Genomic DNA, 19,165 nt, shown 5'->3' with positions numbered 1-19,165 from the left:
CCTCAAGCGTCAGCGGTGAACGGAACGGGGGAGGACGGCGCCAGCCCGCCTCGACACTTGAGCACCCGCAACTGACTGGGGCGCGCGTCGATGGCAATACGCAGCGCGGCCGGAGACGGGTTGGCTGCCGCCTCATGCCCGCGGCAGGCAAAGGCCAGGGTTTCACCGGTTTCGGCGGCCACCTGCAACCGGCGCAAGGCACGGTCGTCGACCTTGGTCGGCCAGCACAACACCGCGCCGCAACTGCCCGAACGCAGGCATTGCTCGACCGCCCACAAGGCATCGCGCTCGCTGGCGTGAATGATGGACAACTGCCTCAGGTCGATGCCTGCCATCTGCCAGGCCTGGGCATAGGGCAAAAAAGGAGGCGCAACCAGCACGATGCGTTCGCCGCTGTCAGCGAGCCGGGCCAGGGTCGGCCACATCAGCCGCAGTTCACCGCTGCCGTTGGCCGCGACCAGCACTTCGGTCATCGCCGCAGGGGGCCAGCCTCCCATGGGCAACGCCGCATCAAGGGCGGCATGGCCGGTGGGCTGCGCGGCAACCGAAGGGACCTGCTGACGCCCCTTCCAGACGCGTCGCTCGTCCAGCAGCGCGTCGAGGCTGACCACCGCGCCCATCATTCCCGGCGCACCAGGCCACAGAACACGCCTTCGATCGCGAAGTCCTGATCGGGCCGAACAATGATGGGTTGATACGCCGGGTTGCGCGGCAGCAAGCGCAGCTGATCATCGCCGCGCTCCAGGCGCTTGATGGTCACTTCGCCGTCCAGCCGGGCCACGATGATCTGCCCGTCGCGGGCCTCGGCGCTTTGCAGGATGCCTACCAGATCGCCGTCGAAGATGCCGTCGTCGATCATCGAATCCCCGCTCACCCGCAACAGGTAATCCGGGACGCGCATGAAGGTGCGGCTGTCCAGGGTGAAGGTGTCGTGATTGTCGAGGTCGGGACCGATGGGTGCACCGGCGGCCACTCGACCGAGCACGGGAATGTCGAGCATTTGCGGCCGCGGACGGGTTTCCATCAGGCGGATACCGCGGGCCTGATTGGCGACGACTTCGATCAAGCCGGCGTCGGTCAGCGCCACGATGTGCTTGCGCGCAACGCTGCGGGAAGCAAAACCGAAGGCTTCGGAAATTTCAGCCAGGCTGGGAGGCTGGCCGTTGTGGGCGATGCGGTCACGAATGAACGTGAGGATGGCAGCGCGTTTTGGGGATAGGGTCGTCATGGAGCACATTTGTACTCTTTTCGACCAAACCTGACCAGCGCCTCCTGTCGATCCGGCTGCCATTTTTGTAACAGAGCGGCGAATCCCGGTAATTGCCACCCTGCTCAAAAGCCCTGCCTAGCGCTCAAACAGCGCCTGAATCTGCGGATACGCGAGGCTGGTCTCGATGACCGTTTCCGAACGCCCTTCCTCCAGAAAGCCCCTTGCGAGTTGCTCGGCCTGTCCCCACAAGGTCTGGGCGATGCTGGATCCGGCGCTCAAGCGGCGTACGCCCAGTTGCGCCAGCGCTTCGGCGGCAGGCAAGCCCTGTCGCGCCAACACATTGATAGGCAGATCAATGCCTGCAACGACGGCCTGGATCTGCTCGACGTCCACCAAGGCCGCCACGAACAGACCATCCGCCCCTGCTTCCCGGTACTTCTGGCCGCGCTTCAGGGTCTCTTCGACCCGCGCATGTTCAGGAACCAGACTCGCCAGATAAACGTCGGTGCGAGCATTGATAAAGACGTGCAGCCCGTTGCGGGCGGCCATGTTTTTAATCGCCTCGATCTTGCGGACGAGCAGCTCCGGCGCGTCTGAACCGTCTTCGATATTGATGCCGACCGCGCCGATATCCAGCACCCGCTTGACGTTTTCCGCGACGGTTTGCGGGTCGTCCGAGTAGCCGTTTTCGATGTCGACCGACAGGGGCACCTTGATCAGCCGCGCGATGCTGGCGGCGACGCTTACCGCGATGTCCACCGGAAACACCCGGCCATCGGCATAACCCTGCGCCCACGCGACTCCCGCGCTGGTGGTTGCGATGGCGGTGGCGCCAAGGCTTTCGAACAGTCGAGCGCTCCCCGCGTCCCAGGCATTGGGCAGGCGCAAAACGGTGGATTGGTGGTGCAGTGAGCGAAACGTCTGAGCGGAACCGGGCATGATCATCTCCATTGATTTAAGGGTCGGCCGTTGCGTACGTTTTCAAGCGGCGTGTTGCGTGAAGCTTTGCGTAAACCGTGAAGCGATTGATTCAGAACAGTGACGCCTGGGTCGAAGCCACCGCCTTGACGCGCTTGCCCCGCTGTACCGGCTGATAACCCTCAAGCGTCAGCAGCAGGTGCTTGGCGTCGAGGCCACCGGCAAAACCGGTCAGCGCACCGGAACTGCCGATCACTCGGTGGCACGGGGCAATGATGGAAATCGGGTTCTTGCCATTGGCGGCACCGACGGCGCGCACGGCGGCGGGATTGCCGATCTGCAGGGCTATGTCGAGATAACTGCGGGTTTCGCCGAAGGGAATAGTCAGCAGGGCCTGCCAGACTTTCTGCTGAAATTCAGTGCCATGAAATTCGAGCTCAAGCTCGAAACGCTGACGCTGCCCGGCGAAGTACTCAGCGAGCTGGCGCTCGGTCCGGTCCAGCACATCGCTGCCGGCGTCTTCACTCATCGCCCCGAGCAACACGCGGTTCGGGCGGTCGTTTTGCCAGAGCACGGCGGCCAGACGCGGGCCCTTGGCGATCAGCTTCAACTGACCGACCGGGGAATCAATAAAGCGGTAGGTGAAGGTCATCGTCTGGCTCCTGCTCTGTTTGTTGTTCTGGCTCTTGTCCGGGCAACTGCGCGCCGAGATCATCCGCGATCGTCCGGGCGCGCGAGTGACGACATACTACTCGCGCGCCCTGCACGAACCACCCGGTTCTTGCGCTCAAACTCCCCGGTCAGCCGCCCTTCTGCTTGCCCGCCACATCCGCCGCGGAATTCCAGATGTGAATCGCGGCGTAGGCGCGCCAGGGTTTCCAGGCTTCGGCCCGCGCCTTGTGCTGCGGCAGACGAAGCAGCGTCGGCTCCTGCAGGGTCATCAGATTCATCAGTACCAGGTCGGCGGCGGGCCAGGCGTCCGGGTCACGCCAGGCGCGCATGGCGATGTATTCCACGGTCCAGGGGCCGATGCCGGGCATGGCCAGCAACTGTCGCCGTACATCACCAATGTCGCCATGGCGAACGTCAAGGGACAGCTCGCCACTGGCCACCGACCCTGCGAGACGCTGCAGGGTCTCGACGCGTTTGCCGGGCATGCCGATCTTGTCCAGGTTCGCTTGCGCGAGGGCGTCTGGGGTCGGGAAGCGCCAGGCCAATTGTTCATGCAGACCTTCACTGACCTGAACTCCGGCCCGCTGGACGAGGCGACCGACAATCGTCGTCGCACCCTTGACGCTGACCTGCTGCCCGACGATCGTGCGCACGGCCAGCTCGAACCCGGAAAACGCCCCCGGCACGCGCATCCCCGGGCGACGCCGCACCAGTGAGGCCAGCCACGGGTCTTGGGAGAGGGCTTGGTCGATGATTTGCGGTTCGGCGTACAAATCGAACATGTGTGAAACCGGCGCGATCAACTGATCGATGTGCTGGCTCACCTCGCCGTGAGCGGTCGCCAGCAGATGCTGCCCGTCCGGCGCCAGTTCCACCGTCAAGGCACCTTGGCTGCCCTTGAACTCGATGTTGCGCATGTACACCCCATCGACCACCGCCTCCACACCCGCCGTCATCCGCGCCGCGAAGAAATCGAGCATGCGCTGCCAGTCAAACGGCTGATTGAAAGGGATCAGGCGCGAGGCGTGGGGCTGGAGAGGTTGAAGCATGGGCGAACCGCCGGCAGTCAGGGTCGGCTGACGCTAGCGTAATCAATGCAGGGGCACAAATTTTTCGGGCTGAAACGCAGATCGAGGGTGATCTGTCGGGCCTCTTCCCGGCTGAAACCGGTCCCACAAAGAGATCGCGTGCACTCAGCAAAACTGGATGTCTCCTCGACTGTAGCGACCGGCTTTAGCCGGGAAAGCGTCAGGGGTCACACCGCAAAATTGAGGTTGATCACACTGGCCTCTTCCCGGCTGAAGCCGGTCCCACATGGAATCGCGCTCTATCTGTAGGACCGGCTTTAGCCGGGAAAGCGTCAGGAGTCAAACCGCAAAATTGAGGGTGATCACACTGGCCTCTTCCCGGCTGAAGCCGGTCCCACATGGAATCGCGCTCTATCTGTAGGACCGGCTTTAGCCGGGAAAGCGTCAGGGGTCACACCGCAAAATTGAGGTTGATCACACTGGCCTCTTCCCGGCTGAAGCCGGTCCCACATGGAATCGCGCTCTATCTGTAGGACCGGCTTTAGCCGGGAAAGCGTCAGGAGTCAAACCGCAAAATTGAGGGTGATCACACTGGCCTCTCCCCGGCTGAAGCCGATCCCACCAAGAGATCGCGTGCACTCAGCAAAACTGGATGTCGCCTCGACTGTGGGACCGGCTTTAGCCGGGAAAGCGTCAGGGGTCACACCGCAAAATTGAGGGTGATCACACTGGCCTCTTCCCGGCTGAAGCCGGTCCCACTAAGAGATCCGATGGGTCCCCATCAGCTCGGGCAGCCCACGGCCCCGCCATCAAGGTTTTGCTTGTAGTTTTCATACTGCAGGGTGGCCTTGCCGTCGTTCCACTTGAGGGTCAGGACCAGCACTGAATCGAAGTCCCCGGCCATCCAGTCGTCAACCAGTTTGAGCTTCTTGCCCGACGCCTCCTCGGCGACTTTGTTGATGAGCTCCGGCAGGTAACCGTGGGACCACGCGGTGTAGATAGTGGCGTCGTGATATTTGTCGCGCATCAGCTCATCGGCCAGATCACCGGTGTCGTTGGCGGCGAAGTCGATATTGACCGGCAGACCCAGCTTGATCGCGCTAGGACCGACAGTCATGAGCGGGCGAAGGTAGCTGTAAGAATGATCGTGCTCGCCCTCTTCCACATGGCGGCTGGGGTTCGCCGCAAAGATAAAGTCGGCCTTGCCGAAGGTGTTCGGCAGCACAGTGGACAGGTCAATGGCGCGATTAAGGCCCTGGCAGTTCAACTGGCCCAGGCCGGTTTCGGGCTTTTCGGCGTGGCGTAGAAACACCAGCGTCTGGGTGCCGTTCTTGGGCTCGGCATGCACACCTTTACCCGCCGCGAACCAGAAAATAGCGGAAGCGATCAGCAGAGTCGGCAACAGAAAATAGGTCATGCGCTGCATCGCGCGGGACAACATAGGAGGCGTTGTAAGGCTCATATCGGCATGGAATTCTGATGGTTCGTGATGGGCGTGACGCCCGATGCAACGTCCTTGTCAGCGTGTGGCTCGGTGCAGTATGGCGAGCGAATATTTCCGTATAACGAATGCCAATCAGATCAGAAAACGCTCAAGAGGTTGCACGCAACCACCTGATTTGCCGAATTAATCGCCGAACGGTCAGAGACGTGTGTTCCTGAAGTTGAGTTGTGCAGAGCTTACATACCCCGGTGCGACTGTTTGGCCAGCAACATCGGATCAACAGACTGCTGTGTCATGCACAGCATCAAAAGCCATGAAGGCCCGTAAATCCGGCTCCCTACCGGCCCAAAGGCCATGGCACAAAGCCTGCAATATTCCAATCAAGCAGACCGATTCGCTCCGACTGCTGATTTCGTCATAAGCAGCCGTGTGCAGCTTCCACGCCCTTGATTGGACACTTACCCATGACCGCATTTTTCCGTCTGCCGACTTCCTTCAAACTACTCGCCGGTGCACTTGCACTGACGTTACAGCCGCTGGCTCATGCTGCCGAAGCGCCACCGGCCGAGGTGCACCTGGATTACGCCTATTACTCGCCGGTCAGTCTGGTGCTCAAGCACTTCGGCTGGCTCGAAAAAGCCCTGCCAAACAGCAAAGTCAGCTGGGTGTTCAGCCAGGGCAGTAACCGCTCGCTGGAATACCTCAACAGCGGCGGCGTCGACTTCGCGTCCTCCGCCAGTCTCTCCGCGGTGCTGGCGCGATCCAATGGCAGCCCGATCAAATCGGTCTACGTCTACAGCCGCGCCGAATGGACAGCGCTGGTGGTGCGCAAGGGCTCGACGCTGCAGAGCGTTGCCGACCTCAAGGGCAAGAAAATCGCCGCCACCAAAGGCACCGACCCTTACCTGTTTACCCTGCGAGCCTTGCAGCAGGCGAAGCTGACCAAGGACGACGTCGAGCTGCTGCATCTGCAACACCCGGACGGCCGTATTGCGTTGGAAAAAGGCGACGTCGACGCTTGGGCCGGGCTCGATCCGCACATGGCGGCGAGCGAAATTCAGGCCGGCTCGCGCTTGTTGTATCGCAACAAGGACTTCAACAGCTTTGGCGTCGTCAGCGTGACCGAGCTTTATGCGAAGGAGCACCCGGAAGCGATCAAAACCGTCCTAGGCGCGTACGAAAAAGCCCGGGAGTGGTCGCTGAAAAATCCGGACGAGCTGGCGCAATTGCTCGCCACCGAGTCAGGCCTGCCGCTGGATGTCGCCAAATTGCAGCTGACCCGCACTGACCTCGGCAGCCCTCTGCTGACCGACAAAGACATCACCGCGTCGAAGGCCGCCGCGCCGATTCTGGTTTCCGAAGAGCTGGTGCGCAAAGGGACGAACGTCGACCAGATCATCGATCAGTTGATCGACCCGAGCTTCGGCAACGCGGTCGTCGCCAAGCCATGAGCAAAGCGCGGGGCAGCGAAGCCAGTGGCGAGGTTAGCAGTGGCAGCGTCAGGGCGCAGGTGTTGAAGGACGAGGCATCTGACACGCAACCGTTTTTGCGGCGAGCACGTGGGAATTGGCGGAGCCGCTTGAAGGGCCTTGCCGTGCCGGTGGCCATTTTGCTCTTGCTGGAAATCGCCGTACGCGTGGGCTGGGTGCAGTCCTACCAGATGCCGGCGCCCAGCCAGATCGCGACGACCCTGACTGATCTGGCAGACGGCGCCCTGTGGAAACACATCGGCGCCAGTTTGACACGGGTGCTGTCGGGGTTCTTGATCGGCGCGGGGCTGGCGCTGGTGTTTGCGGCCTGGGTCGGGCTCAGCCGCGAGGCGGAAGCGTATCTGGAGCCGACGTTCGCCGGCCTGCGTTCAATCCCGAGCCTGGCCTGGGTGCCGCTGTTGTTGCTGTGGCTGGGGATTGGTGAGACTTCCAAGATTGTGCTGATTGCCATCGGGGCGTTTTTTCCGGTGTACCTGAACGGCGTCGCGGCCATCCGCAACATCGACCGCAAGCTGGTGGAGGTGGGCCAGATGTATCGCTTCAGTCGGTGGCAGATGGTTGTGCATGTCTTTTGGCCCGCCGCCTTGCCCGGCATCTTCACGGGCTTGCGATCGGGATTGAGTCTGGCGTGGATGTTTCTGGTGGCGGCAGAGTTGATCGCCGCGACGAAGGGGCTGGGGTATTTGCTGAGTGATGGGCGCGAGACGTCGCGGCCCGATATTGTGCTGACGGCGATCATTGTGTTGGCGGTGTTGGGCAAGTTGACCGATGGGGTCTTGGCGATGCTCGAACGGCGGTGTTTGGCCTGGCGGGATGCTTTTACAGGCTGAGATCAAGATCAAGATCAAAATCAAAATCAAAATCGTCGGCCTAACGGCCTCGGTTTCGCCTTCGGCGAGTTACTTGGAAAAGCACCCCAAGTAACCAAGGGTGCCTGCTCTCGGTTGGGCCCTTCGTTCCTCAGGGTTCCTTCACTCCGGTCCCGCTCCGTGGGCCCGCTGCCATCCGCCATCCATGGCGGGGGGCAGCTCTCGCCGCATCCATGCGGCTCGGCCCACTCCACGAGACCTCCGTTCAGCCTGCACCAAAGTCGCGTTGTGCGGTGTCTGAACTATCTCGGTTGAAGATCAAGATCAAAGGCTTCCCGGCTAAAGCCGGTCCTACGATTGGACCGCATGCTCTCGCGTGATGATCGTGCCCACGCTCCGCGTGGGTATGCATCCCAGGACGCTCCGCGTCACGTCACCCAGGCCTGAATGCGCGCTGTATTCGAGACGCGGAGCGTTCGGGGCGGCGTTACCACGCGGAGCGTGGGAACAATCAGAAATAGTGGCGGCGACCTCGACTGTAGGACCGGCTTCAGCCGGGAAGCCCTTGATCTGCTTTTGATGTGCTTTTGATGTGCTTTTGATCTTCGTACACAAAATGCCCAGACACCGCCAATCGCGACTTGGGTGCAGGCTGAGCGCAGGTCTCGCTCCGTGGGCCGAGCCGCATGGATGCGGCGAGAGCGCCGTCAGGACATGGATGTCCGTTCGGCGCGGGCCCACGGAGCGAGACCGGAGTGAAGGAACCCGACGAAGTCGGGCCCAACCGAGAGCAGGCACCCTTGGTTACTTGGGGTGCTTTTCCAAGTAACTCGCCGAAGGCGAAACCCGAGGCCGTTAGGCCGACGCCCTTGATCTAAAAAACGCCGCAGGCGAAATATCTGCCGTTAGGCAGATGCTCTAAACGCGATGTTGACGCAAGGCACCAATCTGGTGTCTCCTGAAACCGGTTTCAGAGCCAAAGAGCTCTCCCCATAAGCCTGCTGATAAATCCAATAAGGTCCAGGCCGTGAACAGCATCTCCACCCCGACGCGCACCCGCGTCACCATGAACGACGTCGCCGACCTCGCCGGCGTCTCAAAGGCAAGCGTCTCGCGCTTCATCGGCGATGACCGCCAACTGCTGTCCGAAGCCATCGCCAAACGCATCGAACAGGCCATCGACACCCTCGGCTACCGCCCCAACCAAATGGCCCGCGGCCTCAAACGCGGCCGCACCCGCCTGATCGGCATGCTCGTCGCCGACATCCGCAACCCCTACTCCATCGCCGTCATGCACGGCGTCGAAACCGCCTGCCGCAAGCACGGCTACAGCCTCGTCGTGTGCAACACCGACCGCGACGACGAACAGGAACGCCTGCACCTCGCGGCCCTGCGCTCGTACAACATCGAAGGCCTGATCGTGAACACCCTCGGCCATCACCTCGACGAACTGCGCGAACTGCACAGCGAACTGCCAATGGTGCTGGTGGACCGCAAGGTCGATGAACTGCGCAGCGACCTCGTCGGCCTCGACAACGTCGCGGCCGTCCGGCAGGCGCTGGATCATCTGCAGGACGCCGGTTACCGCGACGTGCTCATGGTCACCGAACCCCAGGACGGCACCAGCTCGCGGATTGAGCGGGTCGACGCCTTCAAACAACAGATCACCCAGCGCGCCGGCATGCGTGGCCAGGTCTGCGAAACCGGCGAACCACTGCGCGACCGGTTGCGTGACTTCCTCGCTCAGCAAGGCCCCGGCCCCAAAGCACTGTTCACCGCCAATGGCGTCGCCACCCTGATCACCACCCGTCAACTGCATGAGCTGGGCTGCCACCTGTTCGACGATATCGGCCTGATCGCCCTCGACGAGCTGGACTGGTACCCGCTGGTCGGCAGCGGCATCACCTCCCTCGCGCAGCCCACCCACGAAATGGGGATCACCGCCTTCGAGTGCCTGCTCAACCGACTGCGCGGGGATCAGGAGCCAGTGCGGCTATATGACTTCCCCGCGCAACTGATCGCCCGCGGCTCGACCCGACGACAGACCTGACATCCCCCTGACAGATACCGCAGGTCAACCCTTGCGCCCCGACGCGAACTATTACTCGATTCGCTCGTTCGAACAAAAATGTAACCGGTTTCAGAGGACAATAATAATGACCCTACCATCCGTTGCCATCAGCCTGGGCGCCTACGGTGCCGATCATGTACGTGGGCAAGGCCAGGCCAGTTTCATCCCGCTGCTGGCCAATGCTGGCGTCAAGCGCATCGAGCTGCGGGAAGAGCTGTTCAGCCCCAGCTTCCACGATCAAGACTACCCTGCCCTCGCCCGTGCCATTGCGGCTCAGGGCCTGGAATGCCTGTACTCGGCGCCCCTTGAGTTGTGGCTCGAAGGCGACACGCAGCCGAACCCTGAACTTCGACCGACCCTTGAGCGCGCCACCGCGTGCGGTGCGTTCTGGCTCAAAGTATCGCTGGGACATTTTGGCGAGCACTGCAACGTCGCCGCGCTGGCCGATCGTCTTGCGCCTTACGACGTTCACTTGCTGGTGGAAAACGATCAGACCGAACAGGGTGGCCGCATCGAGCCCTTCGTGGAGTTCTTCGCGCAGATCAACGCACTGCAAATGCCCATCGGCATGACCTTCGACATCGGCAACTGGCGCTGGCAGGAACAGTCCGCCCGCGACGCCGCGCAGCAGTTGGGCCGATACGTCGAGTACCTGCACTGCAAGGCGATCAGGGTCAATGCCGCAGGCAAACTCATCGCCGTGCCGCCAGCGCCGGCCGACCTGCAACAGTGGGAGCAGCTCATCCATCACATGCCGGTGAACCTGCCCCGCGCCGTTGAATACCCGCTGCAAGGCGATGATCTGCTGCAGGTGACCCGCGAACAGGTTGCCCTGCTCGCCCGCCTCGGCCAGTCGCGATCCACTCAATCCAACGCGACGGAAACGGAGGCGCTGAGCCATGTCTGAGATCGATATTCTCTCCTTCGGCGAAACCATGACTATGCTGGTGGCCGAGCAAACAGGTGACCTGGCCCAGGTTCGCCACTTCGAGAAACGCATCGCCGGCGCCGACAGCAACGTGGCGATTGGTCTGTCGCGGCTGGGCTTCAAGGTCGCGTGGCTGAGCCGGGTCGGCAACGACTCCATGGGCCGCTTCGTCACCGACAGCCTGCAACAGGAAGGCGTCGACTGCGCTCACATCACCGTGGACGCCTCGCACCCTACCGGTTTTCAGTTCAAGTCCCTGGAGCTGGAAGGCGCGGACCCTGTGGTCGAGTACTTCCGTCGCGGCTCGGCGGCGAGTCACCTGTCGGTCAACGACATCGTTCCCGAGCTGCTCAAGGCCCGGCATCTGCACGCCACCGGCATTCCTGCGGCGCTGTCCGACACCTGCCGGGAGCTTTCCCACGTGCTGATGACGCAAATGCGCGAGGCCGGTCGCAGCGTGTCGTTCGACCCCAACCTGCGGCCTTCGCTGTGGTCGAGCCAGGCGACGATGATCCGCGAAGTGAACCACCTTGCCAGCCACGCCCACTGGGTCATGCCGGGGCTGGCCGAGGGTGAACTGCTCACCGGCTTCGACACCCCGGCGGACATCGCCCGTTTCTACCTGGACATGGGCGTCGAGGCGGTGATCATCAAACTCGGCGCCAAGGGCGCGTATTACCGCACCCAGCTTAATGAAGCGTTCTTGCCCGGTGTGCCGGTGACCAAGGTGGTCGACACCGTGGGCGCAGGCGACGGCTTTGCGGTCGGCGTGATCAGCGCGCTGCTGGAAAACCTCGGGTTCGAACAGGCCACTGCCCGCGGCAACTGGGTCGGCAGCCAGGCCGTGCAAAGCCGTGGCGACATGGAAGGCCTGCCCTGCCGCGCCGCCCTCGATGCGGCCAACGTCTCGGCAGGCACGCGACGACAGAGCGCCTGAACCTCACTTTTATACACACCGAACCTCCATCACCTGCTGCGACAAAAACAACATGCTCAGGGAGCCTGAAATGGACAAGCTGCTCGAATCCGTGAAACACGCCGGCCTTAAACGTCGCTGGCTATTGATCATGCCCATCGTCTTCATCACCTACAGCCTGGCGTACCTGGACCGCGCCAACTACGGCTTCGCCGCTGCCTCGGGGATGGCCGAAGACCTGAATATCACGCCGGGCATGTCGTCCCTGCTGGGGGCGCTGTTCTTTCTCGGTTACTTCTTCTTCCAAGTGCCTGGCGCGATCTATGCGCAGAAGAAGAGCGTCAAAAAACTCATCTTCGTCAGCCTGATTCTGTGGGGCGGCCTGGCCACACTGACCGGCATCGTCTCCAACGCCTACATGCTGATCGGCATCCGGTTCATGCTTGGCGTGGTCGAAGCGGCCGTGATGCCGGCGATGCTGGTGTACCTCTGCTACTGGTTCACCAAGGCCGAACGCTCGCGCGCCAACACCGTGTTGATCCTCGGAAACCCGGTGACGATGCTGTGGATGTCGGTGGTGTCCGGCTATCTGGTGGCGCACTTCAGCTGGCGCTGGATGTTCATCGTAGAGGGCCTGCCGGCGGTGATCTGGGCATTTATCTGGTGGCGTCTGGTGGACGAGCGTCCAGCCCAGGCCAAATGGCTGACGGCTGAAGAGAAGACCGAACTGCAAGCGCGCCTCGACGCCGAACAGGTCGGCATCAAGCCGGTAAAAAACTACGCCGAAGCCTTCCGCTCCCCGCGGGTCCTGCTGCTGGCCGCGCAGTATTTCTGCTGGAGCATCGGCGTGTACGGCTTTGTGCTGTGGCTGCCGACCATCATCAAGAAAGGCATGCAGATGGACATGGTCGAAGCGGGCTGGCTCTCGGCCCTGCCGTACCTTGCGGCGGTGATCGGCATGGTCCTGGTGTCGTGGGCGTCGGATAAAACCCAGAAGCGCAAAGCCTTTGTCTGGCCGCCGCTGCTGCTGGCTGCCGTCGCGTTCTACGGCTCGTACGCCTTGGGCACCGAGCATTTCTGGTGGTCCTACTCGCTGCTGGTCATTGCCGGCGCCTGCATGTACGCGCCCTATGGTCCGTTCTTCGCCATCGTCCCGGAAATCCTCCCGGCCAACGTCGCGGGTGGCGCCATGGCATTGATCAACAGCCTCGGCGCGCTGGGTTCGTTCGCCGGTTCCTACCTCGTCGGCTACCTCAACGGTGTCACCGGGACGTTGAGCGCGTCGTACCTGTTCATGAGCGGCGCGCTGCTGGTGTCGGTGGTGCTGACGCTGCTGCTCAAGCCGGACAGCAAGGCCCGGCCTCTGAGTGACAAACCCGGCGTTGGTCCTGCGCCTGCCCATTCCTGATCCGGAGCCTTTCGATGACTCACCATGTTGTGCTCTACAAGAAACTATCGGCGCCGTTGATGCAGCGCCTCCAAGCCCAAGCCGAGGTCACGCTGATCGATGATCCGAAATCCAGCGCAGGCCTGGCCCGCCTTCGCGACGCCCTGCCCCACGCCGATGCCTTGCTCGGCGCGAGCGTGAAACTGGACGCCGAACTGCTGGACCTGGCGCCGAAGCTGAAAGCGGTGTCCAGCGTTTCGGTGGGGGTCGATAACTACGACATCGCCTATTTGACGCGGCGCGGCATTCTGCTTACCAACACCCCGGATGTGCTCACCGAAACCACCGCCGACACGGGCTTTGCACTGATCATGGCCACGGCCCGCCGCGTGGTGGAACTGGCGAATATGGTTCGCGATGGCCAGTGGAAACAGAACATCGGGCCGCCGCATTTTGGTTCCGACGTGCATGGCAAGACGCTGGGCATCATCGGCATGGGCCGGATTGGCGAAGCCGTCGCGCAGCGGGGTCATTTCGGGTTCGGGATGCCGGTGATCTATCACAGCCACTCAGCGAAGCCGGCGGTGGAAGCGCGGTTTGATGCCCGCTATCGCAGCCTGGAAGACTTGTTGCGCGAGGCTGATTTCGTCTGCCTGACCGTGCCGCTGACCGCTGAAACCGAGGGGATGATCGGTGCCGAGCAGTTCGCGCAGATGCGCCCGGAGACGATCTTCATCAACATCGCCCGGGGCAAGGTGGTGGACGAACAGGCGCTGATTGCCGCGCTGCAGAAGGGCCAGATCCGCGCGGCGGGTCTGGATGTCTTCGAACAGGAGCCGGTTAGCCCGGGTTCGCCGCTGTTGAAGATGGACAACGTCGTGGCAACCCCGCACATGGGCTCGGCAACCCACGAAACCCGTGAGGCCATGGCCCGCTGTGCCGTGGACAACCTTCTGGCGGCCCTGGCGGGCGAGCGACCGAAGGATCTGGTCAACCCCGCTGCGTGGCGCGGTTGAAGATCCAGACGGTAGGAGACGGCTCGAACATGGGCACAAAACTGTAGGAGCGCGCTTGCCCGCGAAAGCATTGGGTCAAACAACGCCGATGTCACAGATCCGCCGCCTTCGCGACCGTCGTAACCTCCGATTGCTCCTACAGGAGCGTTCGACGCAGTGAAAGGGTGAGCCGAAGATCCCACCCGAAGCCGGCTTGCTGCGGGCCGCGATCGGACGAATGCGATGGGTCAGGCTAAATGGCTGGCGCTGGCAGATCCCATTCGCGGGCAAGCGTGCTCCTGCCATGGATCTCGGCAACCCACGCAATCGTCGGCGCACACAAAATCCCGGCGCGCACCGTCTGCGTTAAACCACAAACCGCGCCACCATCGCTTTCAGATCAACCGCCAGCCGCGACAGCTCATGGCTGGCTGCGCTGGTCTGGTGGGCGCCCGCCGCCGTTTGCGCGGCAAGGTCGCGGATGTTGACCAGATTGCGGTCCACTTCCCTCGACACCTGCGCCTGCTCCTCCGATGCACTGGCGATCACCAGGTTGCGCTCGTTGATCTGCGCAATGGCTACGGTGATCACCTCCAGAGCATCACCCGCCGAACCGGCCAGACTCAACGTGGTGCGGGTGCTGTCGGTGTTGCGCGACATCGATTGCACGGCGTCGCCGGTACGGGTCTGAATCCCCGCGACCATCTGTTCGATTTCCTTGGTCGATTCTGCGGTGCGGTGGGCCAGTGCCCGGACTTCATCGGCGACGACGGCAAACCCGCGACCCGCCTCCCCCGCCCGCGCGGCCTCGATGGCGGCGTTGAGCGCCAACAGATTGGTCTGCTCGGCAATCGATCGAATCACGTCCAGCACCTTGCCGATATCACGGCCCTGGGCCGCCAGACCTTCGACCAATCCGGAAGTGGTCTGGATCTGCCGGGTCATGTCCTGAATAGACTTCACCGTCTCGATCACCCGATCACGGCCCTCACGCGCAGCCTGATTGGACTGCTGTGACGCCTCGGACGTCGACACCGCGTTGCGCGCGACTTCCTCGACCGCCGCCGTCATCTCGTTGACCGCCGTGGCCGCCTGCTCGATCTCGTTGTTCTGCTGCTGCAAACCGCGGGAGGACTCTTCCGTCACCGCGCTCAGTTCTTCGGCCGCCGACGCCAGTTGCGTGGACGAGCCGGCAATCAGCTCGATGGTCTGGCGCAGATTGCGTTGCATCGTCGCCAGGGCGCGCAACAGCTGGGTTGCTTCGTCCTTGCCGTCGACGTCGATGGGACGGGTCAGGTCGCCCGAGGCAATCCCTTCCGCGGCGCGAACCGCCCGGGTCATCGGGTTAACAATACTTCGGGTGAGCAACCACGCCAGCATGATAGTCAGCAGGACGGCAACCCCTGAAACAGCAATCATGCTCAGGTTGGCGCTTTCATATTCAGCTCTGGAGATCTCCCCCGCTTCATTGGCGCTTTTGGTGTTCAGGGCGATCAACTGGTTGATCTGCACACCCATGAGATCAGTGGCTTCTTTCATGCGGGTATTGATCAAGGCGCGCATGTCTTCAACCTTATCTTGACGCGACAAGTCCAACACGTTGGCCTGAATGTCGAGGAACGTTGCCAGCGTCGCTTCAAACTGGTTATACACCGTCAGCTCCTCAACCTCGGCCGGCAGCGCGGCATAGGCTTTTTTGGCGGCCTGCAACTTGCCGATCAATTCGGCAATACGGCCTTCGACCTCTCGCAGGGAGGCGGGCTCACGGTTAACCAGTGTGCGGAATGAGGTGATGCGCAAGCGAAGGCTGTTCTCCAGCATCCCGCTCAGGTAGCCAATGCTTGGCAGCTGGTTGGACTCCATGTCGATGGTGGCCTGGCGGATCTGCGCCATTCGGTGGATGGAGAACACGCTCAAGCCAATGACCAGCGCGGCAATGAAAGCGAATCCCAGGAATGCGCGAGGCGCAATGTTCATGTTTCTTATCGACATGGATGATCTCTCTGGAAGGCTGATACTGCGTGGCGTCTTTTTATTGCCACTCGTCCTGTTATCGGCAACACCTTAACTTTCATGCGAGCGCACTAAACGTTTATAGAGATTTATTTATGCTCTCTTACTTCATACAAGAGCTTTTAGATAGCTATAACGATTCAGCCTATGTTTAAACATGCACCTGGATATAAGCGATTTATGACCAGGATCAACTAAAGATGAAATTTTTTATGGGCGAGGATTTATTTACCGACACTGCCAGGACTCGGTGCTACCTTTACCTGACTCGTGGTCTGCGGGCCAGGCTTCCTCACGCGATGCGTCGATCGCCGCCGAAACCTGGACAGACCTGCCGTTTTCCTACCCTGCGGAGCTTGTGAAGTGCTCGATTGAACGAGGTGGGCTCATGAATAAAGTGACGTTCCCGAACGCCTGCCAGCTGATGCGCTGGCATTTTCATCCGGTGGGCTTCGAAGCCAACATGGATGCGCCCGGCAGCATGGTGGCCCGCCTGTTCGACAGGGCCAGCGGCGAGACGGTGATCGCCATCGCCGCCATCCCCTGCGCCAGCGTGATGAATGCGGCAGACGTGGAACGCATCATTGAGGCCATTGAGCTGGAGGTGGAAACTTTCATTCCCAGGCGCTCCCTGTACCTGAATCGGGCCTGAGCGCCTGAGCTTCCTGCCCTATTCGACTGAAGTGCCGAGTGAAGTGCTCAACGAAGTGCTGAGTGAAGCAGCGCCTCGGCGATCGTCGAAAAACGGCTTGTCCCCTGCAACCCGCGCCGATGCGCGCGGAATATTGGCATCGTCGTTACCCGCTGCGTCGATGAACCAGTAGCAGTGGCGAACGGCGCGGGTGATCGCCACATAGGCCAGGCGCAACACCTCATCCTTCTGCGCGTTGTCGAACGCTTCCAGATCCCCTTCCCGACCCAGACCCGCCAGCTGATAGACCTGATTCTTGTACGGCGACTGCGTCAGATGCTGGCAGTCACCGAGCAGAAACACCGCGTCTGCCTGCAGGCCCTTGGCGCTGTGGTAGGTCAGTTGCTTCAGGCGTCGCTCCTGGGGCGGCAGCCTGTAATCGGCATCGGCGAGGGCCTGCAAGGCTTCCGGCAGGCGGCTGCGTTCACTGCCTTTGCGGTACAGCAGCAGCACCGAGTCGCCGGCGTTGTAATGTTGCGTCAGGCTGGCCAGCAAACGGTCATCGTCGCGGTCCAGTACGGTCACCGGCACCAGCTCCTGCTCAGCGCCGCTGGCGCGGGCCTTTTTGCCGCTGATCGCCGGCGCAGCGCGCACGATATGTTCGGCGGCGTCGATGATGTGCTGATGGCTGCGGAAGTTGTCGCTGAGCATGACCTTGGTGGTCGCGGGCGAGGAAAACTCCTTGGCAAACTCCATGAAGAATTTCGGCGAACTGCCGCGCCAGCCGTAGATCGATTGCCAGTCATCGCCCACGCACAACAGCGATGAACGCTGCGCGCCGCGCCCGACATGCAGCGCCGGCCCGCGACTGCGGATCTCGCGCAGACTGGCGCGGATCCACGACACGATCTGCGGCGAGACGTCCTGAAACTCATCAATCATCAAATGCGACAGCGGTCGCAAGCCTGCATCGCTGACCAGCTTGAGGTTCTCCGGCGAGTTTTCACCGAACAGCGAGAACATCCGGTTATAGGTCATCACCGGCGGTGACTGGTCCAGCAAGTGATTCTCGAAGGCCTTCCAGAACAGGCTCAGCGCCTCAAAGAAAAACCGGTCAGGGTCCTGATCGGAAAAGCTCATCTGCGCCACGGCGTCCGGTACGTCCAGTCCGAGGTTTTCGATGAAGCTGGCGGCGGCGACAAAACAATCGAGCAACGGCGCCGCGCTGAGCTCGCCTTTGACTTTGTAATCGAAGCCCGGACCCGCCACGGCCGCGCCGGACAACGACTGCATCATGCCCCGGGAGGCCTGGTAGTTTTCCAGCCAGATGACCGGCTTGCGGCAGAACGCCTGAAACAGCGTACGCTTGATCACCCACTCGGCCCACACCGGCAACTTGGCGTCCGGGCGGCGCAGGTGCTGGTCTTCGCTCGGGTCGAAGCCAAGGACAATCCAGGCATCCAGCTCGGCGGCATATCCGTGTACGTGAAAGGTCAGGCCGCTGACTTCGACGGTCTGGCGCATCGGCTCGACGCCCTGAATCGGCCACGCGCCGGCGCGAATCCACAGGTCTTCGATGACGTCACACAGTTCCTCGTCGCGCTTGGACGACAGGCCCATCACGGTGATGCGCTTCTGCACGTCCGGATGATCGCGGTCCAGTTCCTTCAGTTGCAGGGACTGCCGGTACAAAGGCGCCATGACGTCACGAAAACGAGGATTGGCGGCGTACAAATCCCGGTAGCACAGGTTCAACTGTTGGCGCTGGGCGTCATTGATGCGCAGGTCGAAGGGGTTGCTGTCGGCGCTGTCGTCTAACAGCTGGCCGGACTGGCTGCTAAGGTTCTCGAACGCCTGCAACTGCTCGAAACCCGGGAGGCTGCGCACCAGCGGCAGGATGCGCGAATGGAAAGTGCGCACCACCTCGCGGGCCTGACGCAGGGTCAGCTCATGCCCCCACAGCGCCATGATCTCGATGAGCTTGTTGATGAAATCCTTGCGCGACTCGCGGGTAAAGGTCACCACGGTCATGGCGTCCAGCTCGAAGCCCAGGTAATGGTTCAGCAGCAGCACGCGCAACACCAGCGACGTCGACTTGCCCGCCCCCGCGCCGGCGATGACATAGGTCGAGGGTGTGTCGCTGAAAATCATCTTCCACTGCACGGCGGTGGGTTGCGCGTGAGCGGGCAGCTTCTCGGCGACGTCCGCCTTGATGCGTTTTTTCAGCTCATTGGTCAGCGGCAGGCGCCAGTCGTCGAACAGGTGGTCATCAACCCTCGGGCCACGGTGCTCAAGGGGCCGGGTGTCGCGAATCACCAGGACCTGACGGCCTTCTTCAATGCCATCCAGATGCCCCTCGGCGTAGCCTTCGTTCATGCCTTCGGCATGGCCGTTGAGGTAACCGTCGGCGTGGCCCTGATGCCAAGACGGCACATGCTGCGCCTGCATGCGCGACAAGCCGCCGCCCATCATGCGGGCCATGAGCCGTTTGAAGAACGGCAGGCGTTCAGGGGTATTCAGGTCGGGCGGCAGCGGGTTTGGCTCGGTGGGTAGCTCGGCGGAAAAATCGTGCGGCACGCGGGCTCCGGATATCAACATTTTCGACAGGGCGCCTATGGTCGCCCCATTCGTCGTTCAGCTCCAGTGAAATGCT

The 19,165-nt window shown here is 61.9% G+C and carries 15 protein-coding genes and 2 pseudogenes; 8 read left to right on the top strand and 9 right to left on the bottom strand.

Annotation, left to right across the window (positions count from 1 at the left end):
* Positions 1-2: 2 nt before the first annotated feature.
* The 6 genes from imuA to ACYAR8_RS18555 form a co-directional block, all read right to left on the bottom strand.
* On the bottom strand, positions 3-620 hold the full coding sequence (imuA, locus tag ACYAR8_RS18580; RefSeq protein ID WP_074883792.1) for a translesion DNA synthesis-associated protein ImuA: 618 nt from the start codon (positions 618-620) through the stop codon (positions 3-5).
* A complete protein-coding gene (lexA, locus tag ACYAR8_RS18575) occupies positions 620-1,237 on the bottom strand; it encodes a transcriptional repressor LexA (protein WP_074882998.1) in 618 nt (205 codons plus the stop codon). Before lexA ends, imuA begins: the two co-directional genes overlap by 1 nt.
* Positions 1,238-1,345: 108 nt before the next feature.
* On the bottom strand, positions 1,346-2,149 hold the full coding sequence (locus ACYAR8_RS18570) for an isocitrate lyase/PEP mutase family protein (protein ID WP_074882997.1): 804 nt from the start codon (positions 2,147-2,149) through the stop codon (positions 1,346-1,348).
* 91 nt (positions 2,150-2,240) lie between these two features.
* Entirely contained in the window at positions 2,241-2,780 is a 540-nt protein-coding gene (locus tag ACYAR8_RS18565; RefSeq protein WP_463580685.1) for a methylated-DNA--[protein]-cysteine S-methyltransferase, read from the bottom strand.
* A gap of 148 nt (positions 2,781-2,928) precedes the next feature.
* Positions 2,929-3,849, bottom strand: coding sequence for a DNA-3-methyladenine glycosylase family protein (locus tag ACYAR8_RS18560; RefSeq protein WP_463580684.1), 921 nt, complete (start codon positions 3,847-3,849; stop codon positions 2,929-2,931).
* A gap of 760 nt (positions 3,850-4,609) precedes the next feature.
* Positions 4,610-5,245, bottom strand: a complete 636-nt coding sequence (locus tag ACYAR8_RS18555) for a hypothetical protein (RefSeq protein ID WP_463580683.1) — start codon at positions 5,243-5,245, stop codon at positions 4,610-4,612.
* Between the two features lie 491 nt (positions 5,246-5,736).
* Here ACYAR8_RS18555 and ACYAR8_RS18550 point away from each other — a divergent pair, with 491 nt between their 5' ends.
* The 7 genes from ACYAR8_RS18550 to ACYAR8_RS18520 all read left to right on the top strand — a co-directional run bounded on the left by ACYAR8_RS18550 (position 5,737) and on the right by ACYAR8_RS18520 (position 13,889).
* Positions 5,737-6,723 (top strand): aliphatic sulfonate ABC transporter substrate-binding protein, encoded by a 987-nt coding sequence (locus tag ACYAR8_RS18550; RefSeq protein WP_108119399.1) that lies wholly within the window; start codon positions 5,737-5,739, stop codon positions 6,721-6,723.
* On the top strand, positions 6,720-7,592 hold the full coding sequence (locus ACYAR8_RS18545) for an ABC transporter permease (protein WP_463580682.1): 873 nt from the start codon (positions 6,720-6,722) through the stop codon (positions 7,590-7,592). Before ACYAR8_RS18550 ends, ACYAR8_RS18545 begins: the two co-directional genes overlap by 4 nt.
* Before the next feature lie 1,045 nt (positions 7,593-8,637).
* Positions 8,638-9,621 (top strand): LacI family DNA-binding transcriptional regulator, encoded by a 984-nt coding sequence (locus ACYAR8_RS18540; protein ID WP_108119511.1) that lies wholly within the window; start codon positions 8,638-8,640, stop codon positions 9,619-9,621.
* A 106-nt stretch (positions 9,622-9,727) separates the two neighbouring features.
* Positions 9,728-10,549, top strand: coding sequence for a sugar phosphate isomerase/epimerase family protein (locus ACYAR8_RS18535; protein ID WP_463580681.1), 822 nt, complete (start codon positions 9,728-9,730; stop codon positions 10,547-10,549).
* Positions 10,542-11,507 (top strand): sugar kinase, encoded by a 966-nt coding sequence (locus ACYAR8_RS18530; RefSeq protein ID WP_463580680.1) that lies wholly within the window; start codon positions 10,542-10,544, stop codon positions 11,505-11,507. The genes ACYAR8_RS18535 and ACYAR8_RS18530 overlap by 8 nt, the downstream gene beginning before the upstream one ends.
* 70 nt (positions 11,508-11,577) lie before the next feature.
* Entirely contained in the window at positions 11,578-12,894 is a 1,317-nt protein-coding gene (locus ACYAR8_RS18525) for an MFS transporter (protein ID WP_074889408.1), read from the top strand.
* Positions 12,895-12,908: 14 nt separating this feature from the next.
* Positions 12,909-13,889: a 2-hydroxyacid dehydrogenase gene (locus tag ACYAR8_RS18520; RefSeq protein WP_463580679.1), complete on the top strand. Its 981-nt coding sequence runs from the start codon at positions 12,909-12,911 to the stop codon at positions 13,887-13,889.
* Between the two features lie 345 nt (positions 13,890-14,234).
* Here the strand turns inward: ACYAR8_RS18520 and ACYAR8_RS18515 are convergent.
* Together ACYAR8_RS18515 and ACYAR8_RS18510 are read right to left on the bottom strand one after the other, a co-directional pair.
* Positions 14,235-14,834 (bottom strand): annotated as a pseudogene (locus tag ACYAR8_RS18515) (methyl-accepting chemotaxis protein); the annotation flags it as partial.
* A 255-nt stretch (positions 14,835-15,089) separates the two neighbouring features.
* A pseudogene (locus tag ACYAR8_RS18510) lies at positions 15,090-15,845 on the bottom strand (MCP four helix bundle domain-containing protein); the annotation flags it as partial.
* A gap of 424 nt (positions 15,846-16,269) precedes the next feature.
* Between ACYAR8_RS18510 and ACYAR8_RS18505 the strand changes: the two are divergent.
* Complete coding sequence (locus ACYAR8_RS18505; RefSeq protein ID WP_425438869.1) at positions 16,270-16,533, top strand: DUF1652 domain-containing protein; 264 nt, start codon at positions 16,270-16,272, stop codon at positions 16,531-16,533.
* 18 nt (positions 16,534-16,551) lie between these two features.
* Here ACYAR8_RS18505 and ACYAR8_RS18500 read toward each other — a convergent pair whose 3' ends face one another.
* The gene (locus tag ACYAR8_RS18500; RefSeq protein ID WP_463580702.1) at positions 16,552-18,993 is read right to left on the bottom strand and encodes a UvrD-helicase domain-containing protein; all 2,442 of its coding nucleotides are present in this window, start codon (positions 18,991-18,993) and stop codon (positions 16,552-16,554) included.
* Between the last annotated feature and the right edge of the window lie 172 nt (positions 18,994-19,165).

This window comes from Pseudomonas sp. HP_01 (assembly GCF_055284355.1).
This window is presented reverse-complemented; position numbering and strand designations above follow the sequence as displayed.

Bases quoted from the DNA above. Each gene is read 5' to 3' on its own strand.
- ACYAR8_RS18545 (WP_463580682.1), top strand. From the start codon at position 6,720: ATGAGCAAAGCGCGGGGCAGCGAAGCCAGTGGCGAGGTTAGCAGTGGC.
- ACYAR8_RS18550 (WP_108119399.1), top strand. From the start codon at position 5,737: ATGACCGCATTTTTCCGTCTGCCGACTTCCTTCAAACTACTCGCCGGT.
- ACYAR8_RS18505 (WP_425438869.1), top strand. From the start codon at position 16,270: ATGAATAAAGTGACGTTCCCGAACGCCTGCCAGCTGATGCGCTGGCAT.
- ACYAR8_RS18535 (WP_463580681.1), top strand. From the start codon at position 9,728: ATGACCCTACCATCCGTTGCCATCAGCCTGGGCGCCTACGGTGCCGAT.
- lexA (WP_074882998.1), bottom strand. From the start codon at position 1,237: ATGTGCTCCATGACGACCCTATCCCCAAAACGCGCTGCCATCCTCACG.
- ACYAR8_RS18540 (WP_108119511.1), top strand. From the start codon at position 8,638: ATGAACGACGTCGCCGACCTCGCCGGCGTCTCAAAGGCAAGCGTCTCG.
- ACYAR8_RS18560 (WP_463580684.1), bottom strand. From the start codon at position 3,849: ATGCTTCAACCTCTCCAGCCCCACGCCTCGCGCCTGATCCCTTTCAAT.
- ACYAR8_RS18500 (WP_463580702.1), bottom strand. From the start codon at position 18,993: ATGGCCCGCATGATGGGCGGCGGCTTGTCGCGCATGCAGGCGCAGCAT.
- ACYAR8_RS18565 (WP_463580685.1), bottom strand. From the start codon at position 2,780: ATGACCTTCACCTACCGCTTTATTGATTCCCCGGTCGGTCAGTTGAAG.
- ACYAR8_RS18570 (WP_074882997.1), bottom strand. From the start codon at position 2,149: ATGCCCGGTTCCGCTCAGACGTTTCGCTCACTGCACCACCAATCCACC.
- ACYAR8_RS18555 (WP_463580683.1), bottom strand. From the start codon at position 5,245: ATGACCTATTTTCTGTTGCCGACTCTGCTGATCGCTTCCGCTATTTTC.
- imuA (WP_074883792.1), bottom strand. From the start codon at position 620: ATGGGCGCGGTGGTCAGCCTCGACGCGCTGCTGGACGAGCGACGCGTC.
- ACYAR8_RS18525 (WP_074889408.1), top strand. From the start codon at position 11,578: ATGGACAAGCTGCTCGAATCCGTGAAACACGCCGGCCTTAAACGTCGC.
- ACYAR8_RS18530 (WP_463580680.1), top strand. From the start codon at position 10,542: ATGTCTGAGATCGATATTCTCTCCTTCGGCGAAACCATGACTATGCTG.
- ACYAR8_RS18520 (WP_463580679.1), top strand. From the start codon at position 12,909: ATGACTCACCATGTTGTGCTCTACAAGAAACTATCGGCGCCGTTGATG.